At 56.4% G+C, this 22,025-nt stretch carries 21 protein-coding genes and 1 pseudogene; 18 read left to right on the plus strand and 4 right to left on the minus strand.

Annotated features, from left to right (window positions below; genetic code table 11):
* Positions 1-78: 78 nt before the first annotated feature.
* Together ACR0DT_RS17275 and ACR0DT_RS17280 are read left to right on the plus strand one after the other, a co-directional pair.
* Complete coding sequence (locus ACR0DT_RS17275; protein ID WP_480711946.1) at positions 79-459, plus strand: hypothetical protein; 381 nt, start codon at positions 79-81, stop codon at positions 457-459.
* Positions 456-1,508: an alpha/beta fold hydrolase gene (locus ACR0DT_RS17280; RefSeq protein WP_480711947.1), complete on the plus strand. Its 1,053-nt coding sequence runs from the start codon at positions 456-458 to the stop codon at positions 1,506-1,508. Before ACR0DT_RS17275 ends, ACR0DT_RS17280 begins: the two co-directional genes overlap by 4 nt.
* 308 nt (positions 1,509-1,816) lie before the next feature.
* On the opposite strand, the gene ACR0DT_RS17285 is transcribed toward ACR0DT_RS17280, so the two are convergent.
* Together ACR0DT_RS17285 and ACR0DT_RS17290 are read right to left on the minus strand one after the other, a co-directional pair.
* Positions 1,817-2,908 carry an aminomethyl transferase family protein gene (locus ACR0DT_RS17285; RefSeq protein ID WP_480711948.1) on the minus strand — a complete coding sequence of 364 codons (1,092 nt, stop codon included), beginning with the start codon at positions 2,906-2,908 and terminating at the stop codon, positions 1,817-1,819.
* 12 nt (positions 2,909-2,920) lie between these two features.
* Positions 2,921-4,483 carry a trimethylamine methyltransferase family protein gene (locus ACR0DT_RS17290; protein ID WP_480711949.1) on the minus strand — a complete coding sequence of 521 codons (1,563 nt, stop codon included), beginning with the start codon at positions 4,481-4,483 and terminating at the stop codon, positions 2,921-2,923.
* 107 nt (positions 4,484-4,590) lie between these two features.
* Between ACR0DT_RS17290 and ACR0DT_RS17295 the strand changes: the two genes are divergently transcribed.
* From ACR0DT_RS17295 to ACR0DT_RS17305, 3 genes are all read left to right on the plus strand, one after another.
* Positions 4,591-5,463: a LysR substrate-binding domain-containing protein gene (locus tag ACR0DT_RS17295; RefSeq protein WP_480711950.1), complete on the plus strand. Its 873-nt coding sequence runs from the start codon at positions 4,591-4,593 to the stop codon at positions 5,461-5,463.
* Positions 5,464-5,535: 72 nt separating this feature from the next.
* A complete protein-coding gene (locus tag ACR0DT_RS17300) occupies positions 5,536-6,072 on the plus strand; it encodes a dihydrofolate reductase family protein (protein ID WP_480711951.1) in 537 nt (178 codons plus the stop codon).
* Positions 6,073-6,134: 62 nt separating this feature from the next.
* Positions 6,135-6,365 (plus strand): TetR/AcrR family transcriptional regulator, encoded by a 231-nt coding sequence (locus tag ACR0DT_RS17305; RefSeq protein WP_480711952.1) that lies wholly within the window; start codon positions 6,135-6,137, stop codon positions 6,363-6,365.
* 248 nt (positions 6,366-6,613) lie between these two features.
* Here ACR0DT_RS17305 and ACR0DT_RS17310 read toward each other — a convergent pair whose 3' ends face one another.
* On the minus strand, positions 6,614-7,267 hold the full coding sequence (locus ACR0DT_RS17310; RefSeq protein WP_170353340.1) for a GntR family transcriptional regulator: 654 nt from the start codon (positions 7,265-7,267) through the stop codon (positions 6,614-6,616).
* On the opposite strand from ACR0DT_RS17310, the gene ACR0DT_RS17315 reads away from it, so the two are divergent.
* From ACR0DT_RS17315 to ACR0DT_RS17370, 12 genes are all read left to right on the plus strand, one after another.
* Positions 7,266-8,567: a Gfo/Idh/MocA family protein gene (locus tag ACR0DT_RS17315; protein WP_480711953.1), complete on the plus strand. Its 1,302-nt coding sequence runs from the start codon at positions 7,266-7,268 to the stop codon at positions 8,565-8,567. The two genes, ACR0DT_RS17310 and ACR0DT_RS17315, sit on opposite strands and share 2 nt — an antisense overlap.
* A gap of 88 nt (positions 8,568-8,655) precedes the next feature.
* The gene (dctP, locus tag ACR0DT_RS17320; RefSeq protein ID WP_480711954.1) at positions 8,656-9,666 is read left to right on the plus strand and encodes a TRAP transporter substrate-binding protein DctP; all 1,011 of its coding nucleotides are present in this window, start codon (positions 8,656-8,658) and stop codon (positions 9,664-9,666) included.
* Between the two features lie 30 nt (positions 9,667-9,696).
* Complete coding sequence (locus tag ACR0DT_RS17325; RefSeq protein WP_480711955.1) at positions 9,697-10,272, plus strand: TRAP transporter small permease; 576 nt, start codon at positions 9,697-9,699, stop codon at positions 10,270-10,272.
* Positions 10,269-11,564: a TRAP transporter large permease gene (locus ACR0DT_RS17330; RefSeq protein ID WP_170328647.1), complete on the plus strand. Its 1,296-nt coding sequence runs from the start codon at positions 10,269-10,271 to the stop codon at positions 11,562-11,564. Before ACR0DT_RS17325 ends, ACR0DT_RS17330 begins: the two co-directional genes overlap by 4 nt.
* On the plus strand, positions 11,564-13,456 hold the full coding sequence (locus ACR0DT_RS17335; protein WP_480711956.1) for a bifunctional sugar phosphate isomerase/epimerase/4-hydroxyphenylpyruvate dioxygenase family protein: 1,893 nt from the start codon (positions 11,564-11,566) through the stop codon (positions 13,454-13,456). Before ACR0DT_RS17330 ends, ACR0DT_RS17335 begins: the two co-directional genes overlap by 1 nt.
* On the plus strand, positions 13,453-14,280 hold the full coding sequence (locus tag ACR0DT_RS17340; RefSeq protein ID WP_480711957.1) for a citryl-CoA lyase: 828 nt from the start codon (positions 13,453-13,455) through the stop codon (positions 14,278-14,280). Before ACR0DT_RS17335 ends, ACR0DT_RS17340 begins: the two co-directional genes overlap by 4 nt.
* Positions 14,270-15,457, plus strand: a complete 1,188-nt coding sequence (locus tag ACR0DT_RS17345; RefSeq protein WP_480711958.1) for a Gfo/Idh/MocA family protein — start codon at positions 14,270-14,272, stop codon at positions 15,455-15,457. The genes ACR0DT_RS17340 and ACR0DT_RS17345 overlap by 11 nt, the downstream gene beginning before the upstream one ends.
* Complete coding sequence (locus ACR0DT_RS17350) at positions 15,447-16,121, plus strand: hypothetical protein (protein WP_480711959.1); 675 nt, start codon at positions 15,447-15,449, stop codon at positions 16,119-16,121. Before ACR0DT_RS17345 ends, ACR0DT_RS17350 begins: the two co-directional genes overlap by 11 nt.
* Entirely contained in the window at positions 16,114-17,304 is a 1,191-nt protein-coding gene (locus ACR0DT_RS17355) for a Gfo/Idh/MocA family protein (RefSeq protein WP_480711960.1), read from the plus strand. The genes ACR0DT_RS17350 and ACR0DT_RS17355 overlap by 8 nt, the downstream gene beginning before the upstream one ends.
* 154 nt (positions 17,305-17,458) lie before the next feature.
* A complete protein-coding gene (locus tag ACR0DT_RS17360; protein ID WP_480711961.1) occupies positions 17,459-18,373 on the plus strand; it encodes a sugar phosphate isomerase/epimerase family protein in 915 nt (304 codons plus the stop codon).
* A complete protein-coding gene (locus ACR0DT_RS17365; RefSeq protein WP_480711962.1) occupies positions 18,354-19,763 on the plus strand; it encodes an aldehyde dehydrogenase family protein in 1,410 nt (469 codons plus the stop codon). Before ACR0DT_RS17360 ends, ACR0DT_RS17365 begins: the two co-directional genes overlap by 20 nt.
* Positions 19,763-21,544 carry a thiamine pyrophosphate-binding protein gene (locus tag ACR0DT_RS17370; RefSeq protein WP_480711963.1) on the plus strand — a complete coding sequence of 594 codons (1,782 nt, stop codon included), beginning with the start codon at positions 19,763-19,765 and terminating at the stop codon, positions 21,542-21,544. Before ACR0DT_RS17365 ends, ACR0DT_RS17370 begins: the two co-directional genes overlap by 1 nt.
* Before the next feature lie 103 nt (positions 21,545-21,647).
* On the opposite strand, the gene ACR0DT_RS17375 is transcribed toward ACR0DT_RS17370, so the two are convergent.
* On the minus strand, positions 21,648-21,875 hold the full coding sequence (locus tag ACR0DT_RS17375; RefSeq protein WP_480711964.1) for a hypothetical protein: 228 nt from the start codon (positions 21,873-21,875) through the stop codon (positions 21,648-21,650).
* Positions 21,876-21,921: 46 nt separating this feature from the next.
* On the opposite strand from ACR0DT_RS17375, the pseudogene ACR0DT_RS17380 reads away from it, so the two are divergent.
* A pseudogene (locus ACR0DT_RS17380) lies at positions 21,922-22,023 on the plus strand (recombinase family protein); the annotation flags it as partial.
* Between the last annotated feature and the right edge of the window lie 2 nt (positions 22,024-22,025).

A 22,025-nucleotide genomic window follows, 5' to 3' on the forward strand; every position in this document is an offset into this window, starting at 1 on the left:
CACAAAAACGCCTTCTTCGAATTGGTAAGAAATCAAGCGCCAAATTACTTTCCTCCTTGTAACTGAAAGGAGGACCCCATGACTAAAGCGCGAGCTGAAAACCGCCCAACGCACGGACAAAAGGACCTGTTTTCAAATCTCGTCGATTGCGGGCCTGCGGCAGACAAGTTTGACGCGCCTGTCGAACTCGGCCTGCTTCAACGTATCGTCGTTGCCGGCTTTCACGTACTGACAACTCGTAAGACGCGACAGGCACTGGAAGGCCTCGAACGCGTTCGTTTGCACGACATCGGCTTGATGCCGAGCGATATTGAGCGCGCAGTCCAAGAAACCGCTGACAAGGCCTCCGAAGAATTCGCGCGCCGGTTAGACGGTCGCTGGCATACCGCCGATCAAGGGACTGGAAGCCTCAACGCCGAGATCAAATGCCTTATGTGCGTCAAAGGGGGACAATTATGAGCATACGCAATCCATCCGCATACAAGAGCCAGGTCACACGCCGCACCATGTTGCAGTTGACCATGGTGGGCGCGCTCAGCGCGGGCCTTCGACCATCCCCGAGTTTTGGAGAACCCAATATGACCCACCCGACACCTGCAGTACCGGCCAATGCCACATTTGACGGCACTTGGCCTTTTCCTCCACAGTACACCGACGCAGCCGGTTACGCCGCCCACTATGTCGATGTCGGTGAGGGTCCCGAGACGCTGCTTTTGCTGCATGGCGAACCCACCTGGAGCTATCTTTTCCGGCGCCAGATTGCCGCGTGGTCACGCCATCATCGGGTCGTAGCGGTTGACCATATGGGCTTTGGCAAAAGCGCCACGCCAGGCGACCGGACCTACTGGCTGCAGGACCATATCGACAATCTGGAGGCGGTCGCTCTTGCCCTCGACTTGCGCGACGTGACCCTTGTGATGCATGACTTCGGCGGACCGGTGGGTATGGGGTTCGCAATCCGCCATCCGGACCGGATAAAGCGGATCGTCTCAGTCAACGGGCCAACCCCGTTCGGTCAGGTTGACCTTGTTGACCGGCTGGCTGCGAATGCTGGCGAGGCCCCCTGGTTTCAGTGGATCCTGAAAGCGCAAAATGACGGTACTCTGGAACCGCTTCTGAGCCAGCTTGATTACACGATCCTGTCCACAATGAAGCTAAACGGTTTCGAAGACGCCTCAATCGTCACGGATGCCTGGCTCAACGCCTATCGGGCGCCATTCCCAACACCGGCAGAAGCTGCCGGTGCGATTGGATGGGCCAAGGGGTTTGCAACCAGGGCGCATAAGTTCGAAGAACCAGACGCGGCGGCCCGACTGGCGATCAGTGCGAAACCAGCACTCGCGATCTGGGGGGAAGAAGACCGCACACTGCATGCAAAGCACTTTCTTCCACTGTTCGAGGCGGTGTTTCCGAAAGGCAAAATTCAGCGCCTGCCGGGTGCTGGCCATTACAGCCCTGAAGACGCCCCGCGTGAAGTGACGGATCACGTGCTGTCTTTCATCGGTTAAACGAGATCTGCGGTTACTCCGCTTCGACTGAGTAGCCGCGGACTACGGCCATTGAACGACGGGGCGGATTTTCGCGAAAACAGAGTAAACCGTTTAACCGTCCAATGTGCTGAATACTCCCTCAAGCTTCGAGCTGAATTGGTCATTGGGCGCAAAGCAAAGGATTGCAGCATCGCCGCGCCGAGCAGTTATAGAAAAAATGCTGCGCTCTTCTCGAATGGCTGCTCTTGAGAAGCCAACCAGTGAATTCCGGAAGATGGCGAATGTCGGCTCTGGGCCGCGCTCTACAGCAACTGGCAACGACCCCACTATTCGTGGGTGCGAAGTTTCTTTGGATCGTAGATGGGGTTAGCTGCGATGGTTGCTTGCGTGTTCAGGCCATCGCCTGACACGGCCAGCGTCGTTCTAACGGCCAGCCCTGGAACAACATGCGCAAGGGCAAGGGATTTACCCATCCGGTGTGAGTAGCAGGGGCTGTTGATTACGCCGACAGGTTCACCGTCCAGTGACAGCGTTTCACCACCGGCCACAATGTCGGGGTGATTTATATCCAGGCACACATTGTTTACTTTTTCGGCCCCTTTTGCCGCCACGACGGCCGCTTTTCCGCGATAATCGGCCTTGGTTGTGCTGGCGGTGAAGCCGAGGCCGACCTCCCGTGGGGTATTCTCTGCGGTCATGTCATAGCCGTAAAACAACAGCCCGGCTTCGATACGCACCTTGTCCAGAGCAGTAAAGGAACATGGCATGACGTCCTCCTGCACGAGCTTGTCCCAGATACCCGTTATCACTGTCCCTTCCGCGAAAATCTCGTAGCCGCGTTCGCCGGAGTAACCCGTGCGCGAGATGCGGCAGGGATGGCCAAATAGTTTCGCAGGCGCGTGTTCGAAATAAGCCAGTTCGGTCAGGTCGATATCTGTGTGGGCATTCAGGATCTCCAGAGAAGCAGGCCCCTGCACTGAAAGGTCATGCAGATCGTCGGTAAAGTCGATCTGAACGTCACGCCCTGCCGCCGAGGCTTCCAGCAGCGCTATGGTATCGCCGGAGCCGTGCACGATCATCCATTCGTTGCCACCATTGTTCGACACGATCGCATCGTCGGCGATCCCGCCGTCATCGTTCAGAACGCACAGGTAGACAGCCTTGCCCGGTCCGACTTTGGTCAGATCGCGCGTGGTCAGATGATCCAGCACCACCTGGGCATCGAGGCCTCGAACGAACACTTTCTTCAGGGGAGACATGTCGAACATACCGGCCCGTTCTCGGACCGCATTGTGCTCATCATTGGGATCGGAGTTATAGTTCCAGGCCGTACCCATGCCGTTCCAGTCCTCCAACCCGGAGCCAAGCGCGGTGTGGCGCGATGCAAGGGCGGATGTGCGGCTAAGTTCTTCGGTCATGGGTCTTCCTTTCTAGTACCATTCGTCCGGCATCCGTGCTTTGCGTTCAGACACGAAGTCTTCAAGCGTTGCTTTTGTGCTGGGGTTCATGTCGGGCTGTTGATAGTCGTCCAACATCTGGCGCCACCGCGTCGTGGCGCGTTGGTCTGACGTGAGCGGGCCGTTCTCCGTCCAGGTCTCGAAAGGGCCGGCATCCGGGATTTGCGGTTCAAAATTCGCCGTCCTGTAGTGGCGCAGCGTGTGGCTGGTGGAGAGGAAATTTTCGCCCGGGCCGGTTTCGAGATAGGCATCGCGGCCAAAGGCTTCATCGTCCGTGTCAAAACCCTGCAACAGTTTCAGCATCGCGCCGCAGTGATCTACGTCCATGATGAACTTCTCGTAGGACATGACCAATCCACCTTCGAGCCAGCCCGCCGCATGCCAGACCTGATGCGCGCCGGACAGAAGGGTGGACCACATGGCCCCCGTACTGTCCTGCATCGCTTGTCCGTCCGGGGCATTGGACGCAGTGATCTGTCCACCGCCAGAGCGCACCGGAACGCGGAGCCTGCGCCCCAGTTGCGACAGCGCCATGGTGACCATGTTCGCTTCTGCCGATCCGAAGGTCAGCGCACCCGTGCGGAGGTTCATGCTGGAATGAAACGACCCCATGACCACCGGACACCCGGGGCGGACAAGCTGTGTCAGGGCGATGCCGACCATGGCTTCGGCCAGCGTTTGGGCTGCCACTGCCGCGGGTGAGAGCGGCCCCATGGCCCCAGCGAAAATCGCCGGAGAGACGCACACGCACTGGTTTGCTTTGGCATAGATGCGGAGCGCGGAGGACATGGTGTCATCGAACACCAGCGGAGAGTTGACGTTGATATTGGCCTGCATCACCGCGTTGCGGTTCATGAAGTCGTGTCCAAAGACCAGTCGCGCCATGTCGATGCTGTCCTGTGCGCGTTCTGGCGCGGTGACGGACCCCATAAAAGGTTTGGTGGTCAGGGTCAGGTGGGCAAAAATCATGTCCAGATGCCGTTTGTTCACGGGCACATCTGTTGGTTCGACCACCGTGCCGCCGGAATGATGCAGGGCAGGGGAACTGTATGTAAGTTTTACAAAGTTGTGGAAGTCTTCGAGCGTCGCGTATCGCCTTCCATTGCTCAGATCGCTAACAAAGGGAGACCCGTAACCCGGCATCAGAACAATATTGTCGCCACCAAGGGTCACGGTTCTGGCGGAATCCCGACTATGCAATTTGAACTCGGACGGTGCTGTTGCGCAAAGGTCGCGTGCATGCCCCGGGTCAAACCGAACGCGCTCACCTTCGACGTGAGCGCCTGACTCGGCAAACATCTCTAACGCTGCTTGGTCGCCTCGAAAATCGATCCCGATCTTGCTCAGAATCCAGTCCGCCTGATCTTCGATCCGCGCCAGTGCTGCATCGGCCAGTAACTCGTATGTAGGTATCTTCCGCGTCGTGAATGGAGCGTCTGCGGACACCGTGTCAACATATGACGGTCGATCAAGACGGGAGCGTCTGCGGCGCGCTGCCGATTTCGAGGTGTCTGTAGTGGCGTTCAAAGCACCCAAACGCGAAACTCCGATTCATTTGTTCCCTGAAATGATTGGCTTTTGCTACGCCGTTGGAAATCGAAATTTTCTGGCCGATGCGTTCAATATTTTTGTACGTTTTGGATATGCGTAGTCACTTTCATCATCATGACCTGCTCAGGTTGTTTGCCGAGATTGCCCGGCATTCCAGTTTCTCAGACGCTGCCGCAGCGCTGAACATGACCAAGGGTGCGATTAGCTATCAGATCAAGACGCTTGAAGCTGATCTGGGGATGGCCCTGTTCCGCCGCACGACACGCGGTGTTACCCTAACGGATGAAGGGTTGAAGCTTCTGGCGGCTTGCCAGACCCGTTATCAGGAAATCGAAGCTGACATTCTAGAGATGAAGGGGCGCGTATCGCGATCCCTGATTGTTGGAGTGTCGACCTATTTCGCGGCGCGATGGCTGTCCCCACGTCTGATGACCTTTATGCAGCGTCACCCGGATGTGCAGTTGCGCATTCAGCCGATGATCCAGTTTTCTGAGCAAGAAATGCAGCATGTTGATCTGGCGATCAGGTGGGGGAATGGAGATTGGATGGAAGGCGTGGTGACTCCCTTCATGGCATTGCCGCCCTATCCCGTCGGGAACTCTTCTGTGGCGCGAAAAGTTGAGGCGTTGGGAATGGGCGTGGCGATATCACAGCTCACATTGCTCAGAGACCGGGACGACAGCAATGCCTGGTCCGATTGGCTCATCGCCGCAGGTCTGCCCCAGCAGACGCGTCAAGATGTGTTGATCGTCCCTGACCCCAATGTTCGAGTGCAGGCTGTTATCGACGGGCAGGGGATTGCCTTGATGGACGACCTTGTGTCCGCCGACCTGGAGGCGCAACTGCTTTACCGGTTGTCTGATATTGAACTACCCGACTACGGATACTTTCTGGTTCAGCCGAACGGCACTGGTGCAACGGACGCCGTGGCCGCATTCTCGGAATGGCTGACCAACCAATCCTGACGACGTTTGGCCCGAACATCATCGACTCAATATTTGTACGCCGTTTAAATTAAGAATCACGAAGACACCGATATGACAACCGGGCACATCATGATGGCCATGAGCCTCGATGGAATTGTTGCAAGACCCGACCACGCGCTTGACTGGCTGAATAAACAAGCGACACAAAACGAATTTCACGGCTTTGCAGAGTTTCAGGGCCGGATGGACGTGATCGTCATGGGGTCGGGATCGTTTCGCACTGTTTTGGGATTCGGGGAGTGGCCATACACTATGCCTTGCATCGTGATGAGCCGCACAATAACTGACGAAGACATTCAGGAGGATCTGCGCGGCAAGGTTGAGGTTTCGACACTTGCGCCCAAATCCCTGCTGACATTGTTGGAGAAACACGGGTTGAAACGGGCGTATGTCGATGGCGGCGCGGTAATTCGATCGTTTATCCTGGCGGGGCTTATCGAGGACATGAAAATATCAATTGTTCCGATCCTTCTTGGCGACGGCATTCGCATCTTTGGAGCCAATGATACGGACTTCGATCTGGAGCTGGTGTCCACGACCGCCTTCCCGTCCGGGCTGGTGGACCTTGAATACAAGGTGAAACGGTGACCAAGGTTGCGTCCGTTGGACGACCGATAAAGGCGTCGTAACAATTGTCAAAGCAAGCGGTAGTGAAAACGGTGCTGCCAATCGTTCAGAAAGGCGGCGTTGACGGGCTGTCTTTTCGTGTGCTGGCCGAACAGCTGGGCGTCACCCCAATGGCCGTCACCCATCACGCCGGCAACAAGAAACAGCTTTTGACCGATCTGGTGGAGCTTGCCTTCAGGGGGGTCGCGGACGGCATCGAAGAGACGTCCCCGGTCAAACGGGGCCGCAGCATACTGGCGGCCTACTTCGAGTAAGGGACGCGTAAGCGCCTTCGTCTCGAACCAAGAACCTAAAGTGGGGTGTTTGGTAGCGGAGGTCCGTCTTGGACACAAACCCCACATATTAACACTCTGTAAAATACGGGTGCCGCGACCTTCGAGAGGTAAGCCTAAAGGTAAATTGTCGTGGCGGTACCCTGACTGGCGAATTCGATCAATAGAAGTTGGCCTTTACCGCGGTGCCCTGCGTTGAAGGCCGTCGCTTTTGCGGCAAGGGGAATGTCCTACATAGCCTCCAAGGTATGCTGGAGGCCATTTCGAATGTGATCTTCCAACAGCCTCTTCGCCGTGTCGGCGTCTCTGGCCAGCGCGGCATCGAACATGCCCTTGTGCTCCTTGACGGCCTCTTCGCCGCGATAGGTCAGCACGAGCATCTGATACCGCAGATATTTGTCGTAGATGATCGAGTGCAGAGACAGAAGGTTCTTGGAATTGCAGGCCGCGATCATCGCTTGGTGAAACTCCCAATCATATCGTTTCCAGGTTTCTTTCTCGGACTCGTCGCCCTTGAGAAGCTGCTGCTCCATCAGGTGCAGTTTGTGGTGTGCGGCAACGAGGTTGCCTTCCCAGTCCGTGTCGCCATTCGCAATGGACAATTCCAACGCGTGGCATTCCAACAGAACGCGCAGCTCTGAAATCTCGGTCAGGTCTTCTCGGGAAACCGGCGTGACCAGGAAACCCCGTTGCTCGGGAGCTTCGACAAATCCGTCGCTGGCGAGCCTGTTTAGCGTTTCACGAAGTGTCGAAAGGCTTGCCGAGTAGCGTTCCTTTAAGGCGTCCAGCTTCAGTTTGGAGCCGGGTTGCAGCTCCCCGAAGATGATATCCCGCTTGATGCGCTGATAGGTGCTTGCACCTATCGTAGACGGCTGTTTCGCCATGCGTTTCACCCGATATTATCAGTTTCCTCGTTCAATTAGCATTTTTCAGAGACATCAGCAATCCAAACTGATGTATGGTAAAAATAAAAATATCATACATTATTGCGGAATCGCGAAAACCGCAATACGGTCGTGGCCAAGTTGGGCAAAGCAGCCCGATCGCAATCATCGGTTTCGGGATTTTCCGGACCCTCCGGAAGGAAGCAAAGTGTCTAAGAACTTTCGCATTGCCATTGTCGGCATTGGCCTTGTTGGACGCCGCCACGCAGACGCTATACGAGCGTTGCGCCATGTTGATCTCGTCGCGGTGGTCGACCCCAGCGATGAAGGTCGTGCTTACGCCGTTGAGCATGGGGTCGCATGTTACGAAACCCTCGAGGAAATGTTTGCAAATCAGACGCCGGACGGAGCTGTTCTTGCGACCCCGACCACGCTTCATGTTGAACAAGGCCTCACGTGTGTTCGACGTGGTTGTCCCCTTCTTGTCGAAAAACCGATCGCCGTGGAAGCCACCGCTGCACTTGAGCTTGTTCAAGCAGCGGAGAAGGCCAATGTGCCACTGATGGTCGGACATCATCGTCGACACAATCCTCTGATCCGGTCGGCTAAGGAAGCCATTGTCGGTGGGAAGATTGGCGATGTGCGCGCTGTCCATGCGAATTGCTGGTTCTATAAGCCAGACGAGTATTTTGATGCTGCGCCCTGGCGAAAGAAACCAGGTGCAGGGCCCATCTCAGTCAATCTGGTCCACGACGTCGATCTTCTGCGGTATTTGGCCGGAGAAGTCGTGACCGTTCAGGCTCAGTCGGCTGCATCGCAGCGGGGCTACGACAACGAAGATGTTGCCGGTGCTCTGTTGACGTTCGAAAGCGGAGCGATAGGGACCATAAGTGTGTCCGACAGCATCGTTGCTCCATGGAGCTGGGAGATGACGTCTCAGGAATATCCAATCTATCCTTCAACCACTGAGAGTAGCTACATGATAGGTGGCTCTCATGGTTCGTTGTCCGTTCCCGATCTTCGATTGTGGAGTTACCAGAGTGAGCAAAGGGACTGGTGGACGCCAATCTCATCAACCGCGCTGAAGAAGGGTGCGTCTGACCCCCTGGTCAATCAGCTTAGGCACTTTGTTGAAGTAGCTCGGCACGAAGCAGATCCGATTGTGTCTGGATGGGAAGGTTTTAGAACGCTTCAAGTTATTGAAGCTATTCAGAATTCCTGCAGGGCTGGCGAGACTGTTAGGATAAGAGGCCTTCAGGAAACGCAGCAGCAGAGATTGCAGGTAATGAAAAATATCTGATATTTTGTAAAAAATCTTGCAAAATGTCCAAAATAGGTCAAAACTCAGAATCGGAATAATGCATCATGATGTCTCAGGGAGGAGCAAAGTGATTACCAAACTTACCCGCCGGGCTGCTGTATCAGCCCTGGTTGCAACCGGTGTTCTGTTTAGCGCAACAAGCGGTGCGTTGGCGGAAGACAAAGTGCAACTTCGCCTCGCCACATCAGGATCGGAGACCGACCAGCGCTCGATCGCTATGGCCGAGGTTTTCGCGCCCATGGTCGCTGATTTCGCAAGTTATGAGCCCAGCTATAACGGCACCATTTTCGCTCAGGGTACTGAGCTGGATGCCATAAGCCGGGGTAACCTGGAAATGTCGATTACCTCGGCGCAGGAACTAGCACAGTTCTTCCCCGAGTTTTCGATCTTTACCGCAGGCTATGTCCACCAGGACGCCGCGCATCAGGTGGCTGTCTTCAATGATCCCTTGATGGATGCCTTCAAGCAAAAAGCCGAAGAAGAGCTGGGTGTCAAACTGCTGTCGGTCATGTATCTGGGCCGTCGTCAGGTGAACCTGCGCCAACCCAAGGATGAACTGACCGTCAGCACTCCGGCTGATCTGGAGGGTGTGAACCTGCGGATGCCGGGCACAGATGCGTGGCAGTTCCTTGGCAAAGCGCTGGGTGCCGCCCCGACACCAATGGCGTTCTCAGAGGTTTACACAGCTCTGTCCACCGGTGCCGTTGACGGTCAGGACAACCCGTTGCCGACTGTGGTTGATGCCAAATTCTACGAAGTGACCAATCAGATCATCCTGACATCGCATTTGGTCGACTTGAACTATATTGCCATCGGCAAAGAGGTTTGGGACGGGCTGACACCGGAACAGCAGGCTAAGATTCAAGAAGCTGCGGATGCTGCGGCTGAATCCGGCCGCCAGAAGCAGCTTCAGAAAGAAGAGGACCTTGTCAGCTTCCTCAAAGAACAGGGCATGGAGGTCTACGAACCCGACCTCGCGGCGTTCCGCGATCAGGTACAGTCAATGTATCTAGAAAGCGAATTCGCTGGATCATGGCCGGACGGCGTTCTGGAGCAGATCAACGCTCTGGGCAACTAAGTTCGTCTACACAAGGGAGGGAGAACCGCAATGAAAGGCTTCATAAAGGGGTTCTCCCGACTGACCGAAGCGATTGCCGGCGGGATGCTGGCGGCAATCTTCCTGATCTTCCTTCTCCAAATTCTTCTGCGGTACTTCTTTACCCCCGCTGGCTGGACGCTTGAACTCATCGGCATCCTCTGGGTCTGGGTGATCTTTTTTAGCTGCGCCTTCATCGTGCGCGAGAGGGATCACGTGAAGTTCGACATCATCTACCTTTCGGTGCCGATGCGCGTGCGTCAGGTCTTTGCGATGCTGGCGGCCGCGGCGATTGTGGTAGGGATGCTCTACAGTTTCCTGCCAACGTGGGACTACATCGACTGGATGAAAATCCGCAAATCCTCGACTGTGCGCAATCCGTTCTCGGGTGAGAAGATACCGCTGCGCACTGTGTTTTCAATTTATGCGGTTTTTATGCTGGTCGTGGCTGCGCGGTATGCTTGGTTGTTCTTCGACGTCATGCGCAATGGCCCACCAAAAACCGAGCTGGAACTGGTCGTTGGGTACAACGTGGTTGACGATCATCCCCGCGTCGACGGTGAAGACGACGAGGAAGCAAACAAATGAGTTTTGAACTTCTTTCCTGCCTGCTCGCTCTCTTTCTTCTGGCAGGCATCGGGACACCTATCGGCTATTCCATCCTCTTGGCCTCATTAGTGTACTTGGGCACGGCCGGACTGGACGTCGCCCTCGCGGGCGAGAAGATCCTGCAAGGCTTCTACAAAAGCACGATCCTGCTTGCCGTACCTTTGTTCATCGTCGCCGCAAATATTATGAACGCGGGGTCGATCACCGACCGCTTGCTGAACTTCTGCGTCGCTGCGGTCGGGCGGTTCAAGGGCGGTCTCGGGCACGTCAACGTGGTAGCGTCTCTGATCTTTTCCGGTATGTCCGGTTCGGCTGTCGCGGATGCCGCCGGGATCGGCAAGATTATCATTGAAATGATGACCAAAGATGGCCGCTACAGCCGAGGTTACGCAGCCGCAATCACGGCGGCGTCGGCGACGATTGGCCCGATCATTCCGCCCTCGATCCCGATGGTTTTGTACGCGCTTGTTTCCAAGGCCTCTATCGGGTCGCTGTTCCTGGCCGGTATTCTTCCGGGCCTGATCATGGGCGTCGTCCTCATGGCGATGAACTATTATCTGGCCGGAAAGCGGAACTTTGCATTGGAAGAACCTGTTCCACTGCGCGAATTGCCGGCTAAAACCGCCAACGCGTTTCCGGCACTGCTGATGCCCGCAATCTTGCTGTACGGCATATATGGCGGCGTCACCACGCCGACCGAGGCTGCAGCCGTGGCTGCATTCTACGCCCTGCTACTGGCAGCGTTGTTCTACCGCGCACTGACCTTCCGTGGCCTTTATCAAGTGTTCGTCGATAGCGCGCGCTCTTCCGCCGCCGTCGGGGTGGTCATTGGCGGCGCGTTCATTCTGAACTTCATCGTCATTCAGGAGCAAATTCCTCAGTCGATTTCGGCCTTGCTGGAGGGTTCGGATGTCAGCCCGATTGTGTTCCTGATCCTCGTAAACCTGCTGATCCTTGCGCTGGGATGCGTATTGGACGCAACCACGATCATTCTGGTGATCGTGCCCCTGTTCATTCCAACCTGCGAAGCGCTTGGGATTGATCTGGTGCATTTCGGAGTGCTGGTCGTCGTGAACTCGATGATCGGTTTGATCACGCCGCCCTATGGCATTCTACTCTTTGTGATTAACGCTGTGACGGACATTCCGCTGCGCGAAATCATCTCGGAAATCTGGGCCTTCTTGGCGGTGCTCATCTTCGCCCTCGTGATCATGATGCTGATGCCCGATCTGGTCCTGTGGTTGCCCCGCATGTTTGGATATCAGGGATAATGAGCCTCTCTGTTTCGACAACGTCGATCCCCGGTGATCTGGCCGAAAAACTGAGCGCCATCGCTGACGCGGGATTCGGGGGTGTCGAATTACACGAACCGGATTTGACCGCTTTTGACGGACCGCCATCGCAAATTCGGAACATTGCATCAGATCTCGGCCTGAAGATTTGCCTGCTACAACCCTTCCATAACCTTGAAGGCCAGCCCGATGCCGGACGGGAGCGCGCCTTTGATCGACTGAAACGCAAACTCGACCTGATGAGCGAGTTGGGAACGGAATTGCTGCTTATCGGGTCTGCCTTCGAGGTCGATGTCGCCGTGACCGAAGAACAGGTAATCGCAGATCTTGGCGAAGCGGCCCAGATCGCTAAGGAAATGGGGTTGCGTCTGGCCTATATGGGCTTGCCATGGTTGGATCTTGTTCACTCAGATGAGCAGGCTTTGCGCGTCGTTGAAGCAATCGACAGCCCTCATTTGGGGCTGGCCTTGAATTCCTTCTTCTCGCTTGCCGACGGGTCCAAACCAGCCCGCCTTCGGGACATTCCTGGAGAGCGGCTGTTCCATGTGCAACTGTCCGATGCACCCCGGCTTGAGATGGATATACGTCGGCTCAAACGGCACTTTGGGCTTCTGCCGGGGCTTGGGTCGCTGAACCTTGCGGGCTTCGTGCGGGTGTTGTCCCGCGCCGGGTACAAGGGGCCTTGGTCGATTGCGCGCGTCAACGAAGCAGCTCCTCAACCCGGTGGCCGAACACTGGCCCGAGACAGTTACAGGTCGCTGGTGAACCTCTTGGACGAGGTGTCCCGGACCGAGCCGGGAACCGATTTCGGCATCCCGGACCTGCCGGAACGCGTCTATGCGTCAGGCTTTGAGTTTGTCGAATTTACAGCCGACGAAACAAGTGGCGCGCAGCTGGCAGACATGCTGTCAGCAATGTGTTTTCGAATGGAGCGAAAGCATGTGAGCAAGTCCGTCGAGTTGTGGCGGCAGGGTGCTATAAACATCGTTGTGAATACCGAGAAGGAAGGTTCTGCCCATTCGGCGTTCCTGGGCCACGGCCCCTCCGTTTGTGACATGGGGTTGCGTGTCAAAGATGCGGATCAGACTGTTCAGCGGGCGACCGCGTTGGGCGCTCCGAATTTCTCACAGCCGGTGGGGACCGGGGAACTGGATATCCCGGCCATTCGTGGTGTTGGCGGCAATGTTGTTCATTTCATCGATGAGAAATCCGATCTGCATCGGGTATGGGACATCGAGTTTGAGCCGGTTGCGAAAACCAAAGCGACCCAGCCCGCCGGTCTGCGCCGTATCGACCATCTGGCACAGACGATGCGTCATGATGAGATGCAAAGCTGGCTGCTGTATTACATCTCGACTTTTGAGATGGCCAAGTCGCCAATCGTGAATGTCGCCGACCCGTCGGGCGTCGTGCAAAGTCAGGCTATCGAAAGTCCCGAAGGCGAAGTACGCCTGAACCTGAACGGGGCCGTCGGGCGCCGAACACTAGCGGCGTCCTTCCTAGAAGACGGATTTGGCGCAGGTGTTCAGCACATCGCTTTCCAGTCGGATGATATTTTTGAAACCTCAGCCCAGTTGCTCAAGTCCGGCTTTCCCAGCCTGTCCATCCCTGAAAACTACTACGCTGATCTGCAAGCGACTTTCGGATTGGATGACGATCTGATCGCCCAACTGCACCGGGGTAACATCCTTTATGATCGGGCAGCGGGTGCTGAGTATTTTCAGATCTACAGCCGCCCCATCTTTAATGGCTTCTTCTTCGAAATTGTTGAACGTCGCATGGGTTATGCCGGTTACGGTGCGCGTAACGCGCCCATTCGCCTCGCTGCGCAAAGCAAAAGCCAGCCGGCAAAAGAGGTGCAAACGCAATGACTGTGCAATTGACAGGTGATGAGAAAGCCATCCGCCAATGGTGGCGTACCTCCATCATCGACATGAAGCCCGGCCAGATCGCTTTTCGCGGCAACGCTATAGAGGACCTGATCGGGAACGTATCTTTCCCGCAGATGATCTGGCTGATGGTGCGGGGCGATCTGCCCAGCGACGCACAAGCGCGCTTGTTCGAAGCTGCTTTGGTCGCAGGTGTGGATCACGGCCCACAGGCTCCCTCAATCGCGGCTGCGCGTATGGCCGCCACCTGCGGGGTAGGTCTCAATAATGCGATGGCGACTGCGGTGAACATGCTGGGCGACGTGCACGGCGGGGCAGGAGAGCAGTGTGCAGAGCTGTACTATGATATCGCAGTCCGCATGGATGCGGGAGGTTCGCTGAATGACGCTGTTCGGGATGGCTTGGACAGTTGGCGCGAGACCTACGGCAAGATCGTATCGGGCTTTGGTCACAGGTTTCACAGGCCTGTGGACCCACGCGCACCACGATTGATGCAACTTGTTCGTGATGCTGCGGCAGAAGGCACAGTTTCTGGCCGGTTTGCCGATATCGGAGAAGAGGTTCGAGCCGAACTCGGTCGTCAACGAGGCGGTCGGCCAATTGCCATGAATATCGATGGCGCGACAGCTGTGATCTTCTGCGAGTTTGGCTTTCCTGCGCCCTTGTCGCGGGGGCTATTCTGCTTGTCCCGCTCGGTTGGAATACTTGCCCACGCTTGGGAGCAGATGAACCAAGGGGGTCGGAACAAAGGGCCGATGCCCCCGAATTACTTACCCCTCTACGAAGACAGGAATGATGACACGTGAGACATCGAAATCCTTCCGGGTCGGCCTTATTGGCTGTGGTCGTATCAGTGATGTTTATCTAAAGACACTATCCAAATTTTCGAGCGTCGAGGTCGTGGCTTGTGCAAGCCTTGATCCTTCGGAAAGCCGCGCCAAAGCGGATCAATACGGTGTCGCCCAGGCCTGCACGCCAGATGAAGTGTTTGACGATCCGACGATTGACTGCGTTCTGAATCTGACAATTCCGGCGGCGCATGCCGAAATCAGCTTGCGCGCGCTGGAGGCGGGGAAACACGTCTATTCCGAAAAGCCACTGGTCATGAACCGAACGGATGGTAAGGCGATCCTGCACATGGCCTCTGAAAAGGGGTTACTGGTCGGTTGCGCACCCGACACATTTCTGGGCGGTCGCTGGCAGACCGTTCGGCGCTTGATCGACGAGGGTGCCATTGGCAAACCGACAGGGGTTTTTGCCCATGTCGGTACCCACGGGACAGAACGCCACCATCCCAACCCGGATTTCTACTATAAGGCGGGTGGTGGGCCATTGCTGGACCTTGGGCCGTACTACCTGACCGCCATGATCTGCTGCCTTGGTCCCGTTGACCGGGTTGCCGGAATGGCTCGGCGCACTTTCGACAATAGGATGATCGAAAACGGCCCTCGCTGCGGCGAATGGATAGATGTCGAGGTTGACACGCACTCCCTAAGCCTACTTCAGTTCTCATCCGGAGCTATAGGGTCGATGACCATGAGCTTCGACGTCTGGGACAGCGAAACTCCGCGGTTCGAGATCTACGGTGAAAACGGCACCATCAGCATTCCTGATCCTGACCCGGTTCATGGTGCCAATATCTTTCAAGGGGATGTCTGGCTGAAAACGCGGGAGACCTCGCGCTGGTCTCATCAGCCTCGTCCAACCGGTCGCGAAGACTGGCAGGTGGTCGAAAACAAACACGGGTTCAATGAAGACAGCCGCGGGCTCGGCCTTTTGGATCTGGGCCTGGCAGCGCAAGAAGGCCGCCAACCCCGTGCAAGTGGAGCGCTTGCCTACCACGTTTTCGAGGTCATGGACGCGATCGAACGGGCACCGAAATTTGGCGCCTATCAGACGATAGAAAGCCGTTGCGCGGCTCCGGAGCTTTTGCCGGTCGATTTCCTTAACGATGAAAGGAAGGAATTGGTTCATGCCGATTGAGGCACTCGACTTTGTTCAGCCATTCTTTCGCGTCCAGCACATGGCTGACGAGCGCAGAATTTCTATCGAGGGTCGCGCCATCGTCCTTAACCTTGGGGGGCGAAATCTCTCTGTCGAGGATCAGACCATTGGACCGCTTTCCTCTGTGATCGTGCAAGACAGCACGCTTAGCGGCGTGGAACGTGCAGTCATTGTCCACGATTTCGACGCCCATGCGGATGACAACGAGTTGTTCGCATGGGTGAAAGATACATGGCCATCTGCTTTTGATGTTCGCCAAGAGGAGCGTTTGCGCGGTGTCAGCCACTACATGTCGCCAAAGGTCTTCGTGGGTAACGTTGGACTGACCATGTACCATTCCGGTTCGGTCCCATTGAATGTCGGATTGCACAAGGATCATCCTTTCTGCCCGGTACCGGGGTTTCGCGAAGTGCATACGCAAATCGTAGGCTTTGGCAAAATGCAGCAATGCCGCGAACGGGACGTTGAAACCCTTTACCTCGAAGAATTCATGGCCCCCGGCACGACGCACAGGCCGATGTATGACGCTGAAGGCAACTATCCCTGGCATCAATACGAGACGATTACTCCCAGCATCTTCATGGCTGTGGAAATGCTGCCGGAAGGCGTACGGATCCCGGAAATGGAGGTTCAGAATGGCTGAGAGACTTTTACCCGACGACCTGAACTTTGACGGCCCTTTCCCCCGGTTGTCTCGCCGTTTGCGGCTGGGCGTTGTTGGCGGAGGACGTATCTCTGTCACGCAAGCGATGGCAGCGAGGATGAGCGACCGTTGGGAGGTCACCGCAGGCGCGCTCAGTTCTGACGCTGCGCGCAGCAAGGCGCGTGGGGCCAAGTGGTATCTGCCAGCAGAAAGGTGCTATGCGTCATACGACGAGATGGCAAAGACCGAGGCGGCGCGCCTGGATGGTGTGGATGCCGTAATGATCACTACCCCGAACCACGTTCATTTCGAAGCGGCCAAAGCGTTTCTGGAGGCGGGCATTGACGTGATGTGCGACAAGCCCCTGACCAACGAAGTCGACGAGGCCGAGGGGCTTGAGGAGATTACCGCGCGCACGGGACACATCTTTGCTGTCGGCTATGCGATGTCGTGTTTTCCAGTAATCCGTCAGGCCAAACAAATCGTGGCGGAAGGCGGCATCGGTAAAATCAACCAAATCCACGTCGAGTTCATGCAAGACTGGATGACGCCCGATGATGTGGCTGATGCGCCCCATGTCAAATGGCGGCTGGACCCAAAGATTTCTGGTCCGACCAGCTGTGTCGGCGATATCGGAACCCATGCCGCGCATCTCGCCAGTTTTGTCTCGGGCCTGCCCTTGACCAACCTACGGGCCGAGTTTCATGTCTGCGGCGCGCCAAAGCCTTTGGAAGACACAGCATTCATGTTCACCCGCTATCAAAACGAGGTTCCGGGAACCCTGATGGCGACACGCCTTGCCCCCGGAAATCGAGGCGGTTTGCGCTTACGGATATTCGGGAGCGAAGGAGGCCTCGAGTGGGACTTGGAGAATTCGGAACAGCTGAAGTTCAATCGGTTCGGTGAGCCGGATCGTACCATCAGTCGAGGTCACGGGCATGGCATCGGCCCCGGCGCAGAACGTCTGATCCGTACCGCGCGCGGCTTCCCCGAAGGGATTATCGAAGCCTGGGCCAACCTCTATACGGAATTTGCCATGGCCGTAGCCGCGCGCCGGGATGGCGTCGCGATTCCGGCCGATTGGCTGACCTATCCCAGTGTCAATCAAGGCGCAGACGGTGTCCGATTCATTGATGCCACAGTGCGCTCTCACCAGTCCGGAGGGGACTGGGTCACTCTCTAAGGCTTTGCCAACACAAATGTAAAACACGCCCGGGCAGTTGCCTGGGCGTTTTCATTTCCGGCTTGCTATTAAAAGTTGATATTTTAAAAAATATCAGATATTTTTTACTACGTGTGATGAATTTGAGATTCGCAGACACGTGGAGCTGTCGTTCATGGTGAAACCCGAAGAGGCTGGCGCAAGCCCCTCTCTCTATTCCTTGGCGCATCTGACGCTGATTGGCTGTACGCCGCCCGAGTTGGTCTATATCGCCGCGCGGGCCGGTTACGATGCCGTCAGTCCTCGGTTCATTCCGATGCATGTGCCCGGTGAATTCACTCAATCTCCAATCGACAAGGCACAGGTGCAGGCCACCAAGACGGCTCTTTCTACAACCGGCCTTAATGTCCTTGATGTTGAGATTGCGCGTATCACCGAAGATGTCGACCCACGCAGTTTTGAGCGATCATTGGAGATCGGCGGAGAACTGGGCGCCAAACGCATGATCATGAGCGCGTGGACCAACACCCGCGATGACCGTGATTTTCTGATCGACGTCTATTCCGAGACCTGCGAACTGGCGGCTCCGTATGGGATAACAGTGGACCTGGAGTTTCCAAGCTTCTCTCGCTTGCGCACGCTGGATGAGGCGCTGGACATTGTCCGCGCTTCTGATCAGCCGAATGGCGGTATTCTGGTCGATACGCTTTATTTGCACCTCAGTCGCGTTGATCTCGGAGAGCTTCTGCACGTCCCCTCGGAGTTGTTTCACTTCCTGCATATCTCCGATTGCCTACCCGGGATCGCCGATACGCGAGAGGGCATGATCCAACTGGCCCGCGATGCGCGGTTATATCCCGGTGAGGGATGGATCGATTTCACCGGCATCATCGAACGGATGCCGCCCGTCGACTATTCCATTGAATTGCCCAACCAAAGCCGCGTTGCCGAGTTGGGATATGAAGAACACGCGCGTCGCTGTCTCAGCCACGCCAAGCGAACATTTGGCGAGGCGCGATCACAGCGTCGTATGCCTGATGCTGCAATTCTAAAACACCAAGAGGATCATCATGGGCAAAGAGCTCACTGAAAACGACCGCAACATGGCGGCCGATATGCTTGCACGCGCCCGCGCTGCCATGGCCGAGATCGAGGATTGGGATCAGGACAGGCTGGACCGACTGTCTCAGGCAATTGCGTGGTATGCTGGGAACGAGAAGACCTTCACGCGTCTGGCCCGGCAAGGCGTGGACGAAAGCGGCATCGGAGATCGCGAAGGGCGTCCTGCAAAGCGATTTAAGATTCACATGGTGCTGCGTGATGTCTTGCGGACACCATCGACCGGGATCGTCGAGGTTGATGAGGAAAAAGGTCTGGTGAAATACGCCAAACCTGCTGGCGTCATCGCATCCCTGATCCCAATGACTAACCCAGCGATGACGCCGCCGGTGACCGGCGTGTCCGCCGCGAACGCCCGGAATGCGGTCATCTTCAGCCCGCACCCGCGAACCGCCCATACCACCTTTGAGATGGTCGAGGTCATGCGCGCAGCCTGCCGTGCCGCAGGTGCCCCCGAAGACCTATTCCAGTCGATCCGCAAACCATCGATCCCGTTAACACAGCACCTCATGGAGATTTGTGACCTGACTCTGGCAACGGGTGGCAAGCCGATGGTCAAAGCGGCCTACAGTTCTGGGCGCCCGGCCTATGGCGTTGGCGCGGGCAATTCGTCCATCGTCATCGATGAAACCGCCGATCTGGACATCGCCGCGCAGAACACTCGCATTTCAAAGACCTCCGACTTTGGGTCGGGCTGCTCGGCCGACGGCAACATCATCATCCAGCGCTCAGTTTACGACGATATGGTCAAGGCGCTTCAAGCCGAGGGCGGCTACCTGTGTTCGGATGAAGAGAAGGCCATGCTCCAAGCGGCCATGTGGGACGAAAAGGGAAACCGTACGTTTCCGACCATCGCCTGTCCGCCGCAGCAAACGGCCAAGGTCGCCGGTTTTAGCATCCCCGAAGATCGCAAGTTTCTGATGGTTGAAAATCAGGGGCAAATCGGCCCGCAGCACAAGTTCTCCAAGGAAAAACTGACCACGTTGATGGCGCTATATCACTTCGACACATTCGATGACGCGCTGGAAACGGTCAGCCAGATCTACAACACCGGGGGCAAGGGCCATTCCTGCGGCATCTACAGCCACAATGACGATCACATCGATCGGTTGGCGCGTCTGGCTCCGGTCAGCCGCATGATGGTTCGACAGCCTCAGTCCAAGGCCAATGCGGGAGCCTGGACCAATGGCATGCCTATGACCAGTAGCCTGGGCTGCGGCATCTGGGGCGGCAACATCACCAACGAAAACGTCACCATGAAACACATGATGAACTACACTTGGGTCAGCCGTCCCATCCCAGAGGATCGCCCCTCGGAGCCGGACTTGTTCGGTGAGTTCTACGGACAGGAGGTCGCGTGATGGACGGAGCTAAATTGGAAGGCAAAACCGTTGCTGAGCACATCGTCGATTTCCTTGAGCGTCGTGAGGTCAAACATGTGTTCGGTCTATGCGGCCACACGAATATAGCGGTTCTGGCCGCGCTGGCGGAAAGCCCCATCGATTTCGTCACCGTACGGCACGAACAAATAGCCAGCCACGCGGCGGACGCTTATGCCCGCGTGACGGGCAAGGCATCGGTGGTGTTGTCCCATCTCTCCCCGGGTCTGACCAATTGCGCCACCGGGGTCGCCAACGCCGCACTGGACTGTATCCCGATGGTCGTGATCGCGGGCGATATTCCTACGCACTACTACGGCAAACATCCACATCAGGAAGTGAACCTCCATGCCGACGCCGCCCAGTGGGAGATCTATCGACCCTTCGTAAAACGCGCTTGGCGGGTCGACCGCGCAGATTTAATGGCCGAGATTCTTGAAAAGGCGTTCCATCTGGCTGAAAGCGGCCAGCCCGGGCCGGTACTGGTCAATGTTCCCATGGACATCTTTTCAGAGGTGATCCCCTCGGACAGTTTCGACCGTATTCGCGACAACACGCGCGCTCTCAAGAAACCGTCGATTGACGACGAGACAGCGGGCGAGATTGTCGAAGCGTTGGCTAAAGCCGAAAGCCCAGTCGCTTATGTCGGAGGCGGTATTCTTCTGGCACAGGCCAGCGAGGAGTTGCGAGAATTTGTTGAACATATGGGCCTTCCAGTCGCGCATTCCCTGATGGGTAAAGGCGCGTTGCGAGACGACCATCCGCTTGTGCTGGGAATGACCGGGTTTTGGGGCACCGAATTGGTCAACCAGTCCTGCTTGAATGCGGACTACATCTTTGCCGTGGGCACTCGGTTCAAAGAGGCTGATTGTTCAAGTTGGTACCCTGGCTACACGTTCAACATTCCCGGATCGAAGGTCATTCATATCGACATTGAGCCGCAGGAGATCGGTCGGAACTATCCCACCGAGATCGGAGTCTTTGCTGACGCCAAGGCCGCTTTGTGCGTCCTCAACCGGGTCGCCCGCGAGATGTATCCGGACGGCTTCAAGCGCCCCACGCTGGAGCAGAAAATCGCTGGCTTCCGGACGGACTTCAAAGCGCGCAATGTTGAAATGGCGACCTCATCTACCTTTCCAATGATGCCTGAGCGTATTCTGGCAGATACCCGCAAGGCACTGCCCGAGGATGCCATCATCACCACGGACGTTGGATGGAACAAGAACGGTGTCGGGCAACAGTTCGACATTTTGACGCCGGGTTCAATCCTGACCCCGGGCGGGTTCGCGACGATGGGTTTCGGTCCTCCGGGCGCGATCGGCGCGAAACTTGCGGCACCTGATCGCGTGGTGCTTAGCCTGGTTGGCGATGGTGGGTTCGGTCAAAATCCGTCGATGCTCGCGACTGCCGTCGAACTCGATCTGGGCATCATCTGGCTGGTTATGAACAACAACGCCTTCGGAACTATCGCCGGCCTTCAAAAAGCGCACTACGGTCTGACCTATGGAACGACGTTCCCCGGATCAGCCGCCGCACCCGCAAACGGACCGCGCTATGCCGACATAGCGCGAGCCTACGGCGCGGAAGGGCATAGACTCAGCGCTGCTGACGAGTTGTTGCCTGCATTGGAAGCGGCAATCGCCAGCGGCAAACCAACCGTGCTGGATGTGCCAATGATCAACAACCCGACACCAACGACCGGTCATTGGAACATCCTGGACATTTATTCGCCGGACGAGGATGTTTCTCACGTCGCGACCTGACGATACTGAGCGCGGTAAGCCGCGCCAGTTTTTTTCTTTCAATAGGCCCAAGTCAGCCAACCCTTCTGAGAGCGTGCAGTGCCTCAAGAAGATCTAACTGGGTTTACGGCCCTAACAGCTCTCGATCTGAGTCGCGTGAGATACGTTCGTGCAGAAGCTTGAGCAACCGATCAGCTTTGTCTCTCTCAATTTCCTCGAGAAGCTTCAAAACAGCAGCGCCATAGATAATCTTTTTGCGCGTTTCATTACGTCGTCGTTGTTTTCTCGCCCGTGCCTGAAGGTCCCTGAGTCTCGCGCGCGCCTGTTCGATTTGTTGACCCAGGTCCGCCATTTCGTTCTCCCTTGATTGAGGTAGTCGAACAGGAAACCCGACAACAGGCAAAAGGGTGAGCCGTGAAAAGCCGGACGAAGACCGGAAATTTGCGGAAGTTCCGCACCTTCGTATTGTCGAAGAGGAACTCTGGGACGCAGTTCAGAGGCG

Source organism: Ruegeria sp. BI11 (assembly GCF_056538005.1).

Bases quoted from the DNA above. Each gene is read 5' to 3' on its own strand.
- ACR0DT_RS17275 (WP_480711946.1), top strand. From the start codon at position 79: ATGACTAAAGCGCGAGCTGAAAACCGCCCAACGCACGGACAAAAGGAC.
- ACR0DT_RS17280 (WP_480711947.1), top strand. From the start codon at position 456: ATGAGCATACGCAATCCATCCGCATACAAGAGCCAGGTCACACGCCGC.
- ACR0DT_RS17285 (WP_480711948.1), bottom strand. From the start codon at position 2,908: ATGACCGAAGAACTTAGCCGCACATCCGCCCTTGCATCGCGCCACACC.
- ACR0DT_RS17295 (WP_480711950.1), top strand. From the start codon at position 4,591: ATGCGTAGTCACTTTCATCATCATGACCTGCTCAGGTTGTTTGCCGAG.
- ACR0DT_RS17300 (WP_480711951.1), top strand. From the start codon at position 5,536: ATGACAACCGGGCACATCATGATGGCCATGAGCCTCGATGGAATTGTT.
- ACR0DT_RS17315 (WP_480711953.1), top strand. From the start codon at position 7,266: ATGCGTTTCACCCGATATTATCAGTTTCCTCGTTCAATTAGCATTTTT.
- ACR0DT_RS17310 (WP_170353340.1), bottom strand. From the start codon at position 7,267: ATGGCGAAACAGCCGTCTACGATAGGTGCAAGCACCTATCAGCGCATC.
- ACR0DT_RS17325 (WP_480711955.1), top strand. From the start codon at position 9,697: ATGAAAGGCTTCATAAAGGGGTTCTCCCGACTGACCGAAGCGATTGCC.
- ACR0DT_RS17330 (WP_170328647.1), top strand. From the start codon at position 10,269: ATGAGTTTTGAACTTCTTTCCTGCCTGCTCGCTCTCTTTCTTCTGGCA.
- ACR0DT_RS17335 (WP_480711956.1), top strand. From the start codon at position 11,564: ATGAGCCTCTCTGTTTCGACAACGTCGATCCCCGGTGATCTGGCCGAA.
- ACR0DT_RS17340 (WP_480711957.1), top strand. From the start codon at position 13,453: ATGACTGTGCAATTGACAGGTGATGAGAAAGCCATCCGCCAATGGTGG.
- ACR0DT_RS17345 (WP_480711958.1), top strand. From the start codon at position 14,270: ATGACACGTGAGACATCGAAATCCTTCCGGGTCGGCCTTATTGGCTGT.
- ACR0DT_RS17350 (WP_480711959.1), top strand. From the start codon at position 15,447: ATGCCGATTGAGGCACTCGACTTTGTTCAGCCATTCTTTCGCGTCCAG.
- ACR0DT_RS17355 (WP_480711960.1), top strand. From the start codon at position 16,114: ATGGCTGAGAGACTTTTACCCGACGACCTGAACTTTGACGGCCCTTTC.
- ACR0DT_RS17360 (WP_480711961.1), top strand. From the start codon at position 17,459: ATGGTGAAACCCGAAGAGGCTGGCGCAAGCCCCTCTCTCTATTCCTTG.
- ACR0DT_RS17365 (WP_480711962.1), top strand. From the start codon at position 18,354: ATGGGCAAAGAGCTCACTGAAAACGACCGCAACATGGCGGCCGATATG.
- ACR0DT_RS17370 (WP_480711963.1), top strand. From the start codon at position 19,763: ATGGACGGAGCTAAATTGGAAGGCAAAACCGTTGCTGAGCACATCGTC.
- ACR0DT_RS17375 (WP_480711964.1), bottom strand. From the start codon at position 21,875: ATGGCGGACCTGGGTCAACAAATCGAACAGGCGCGCGCGAGACTCAGG.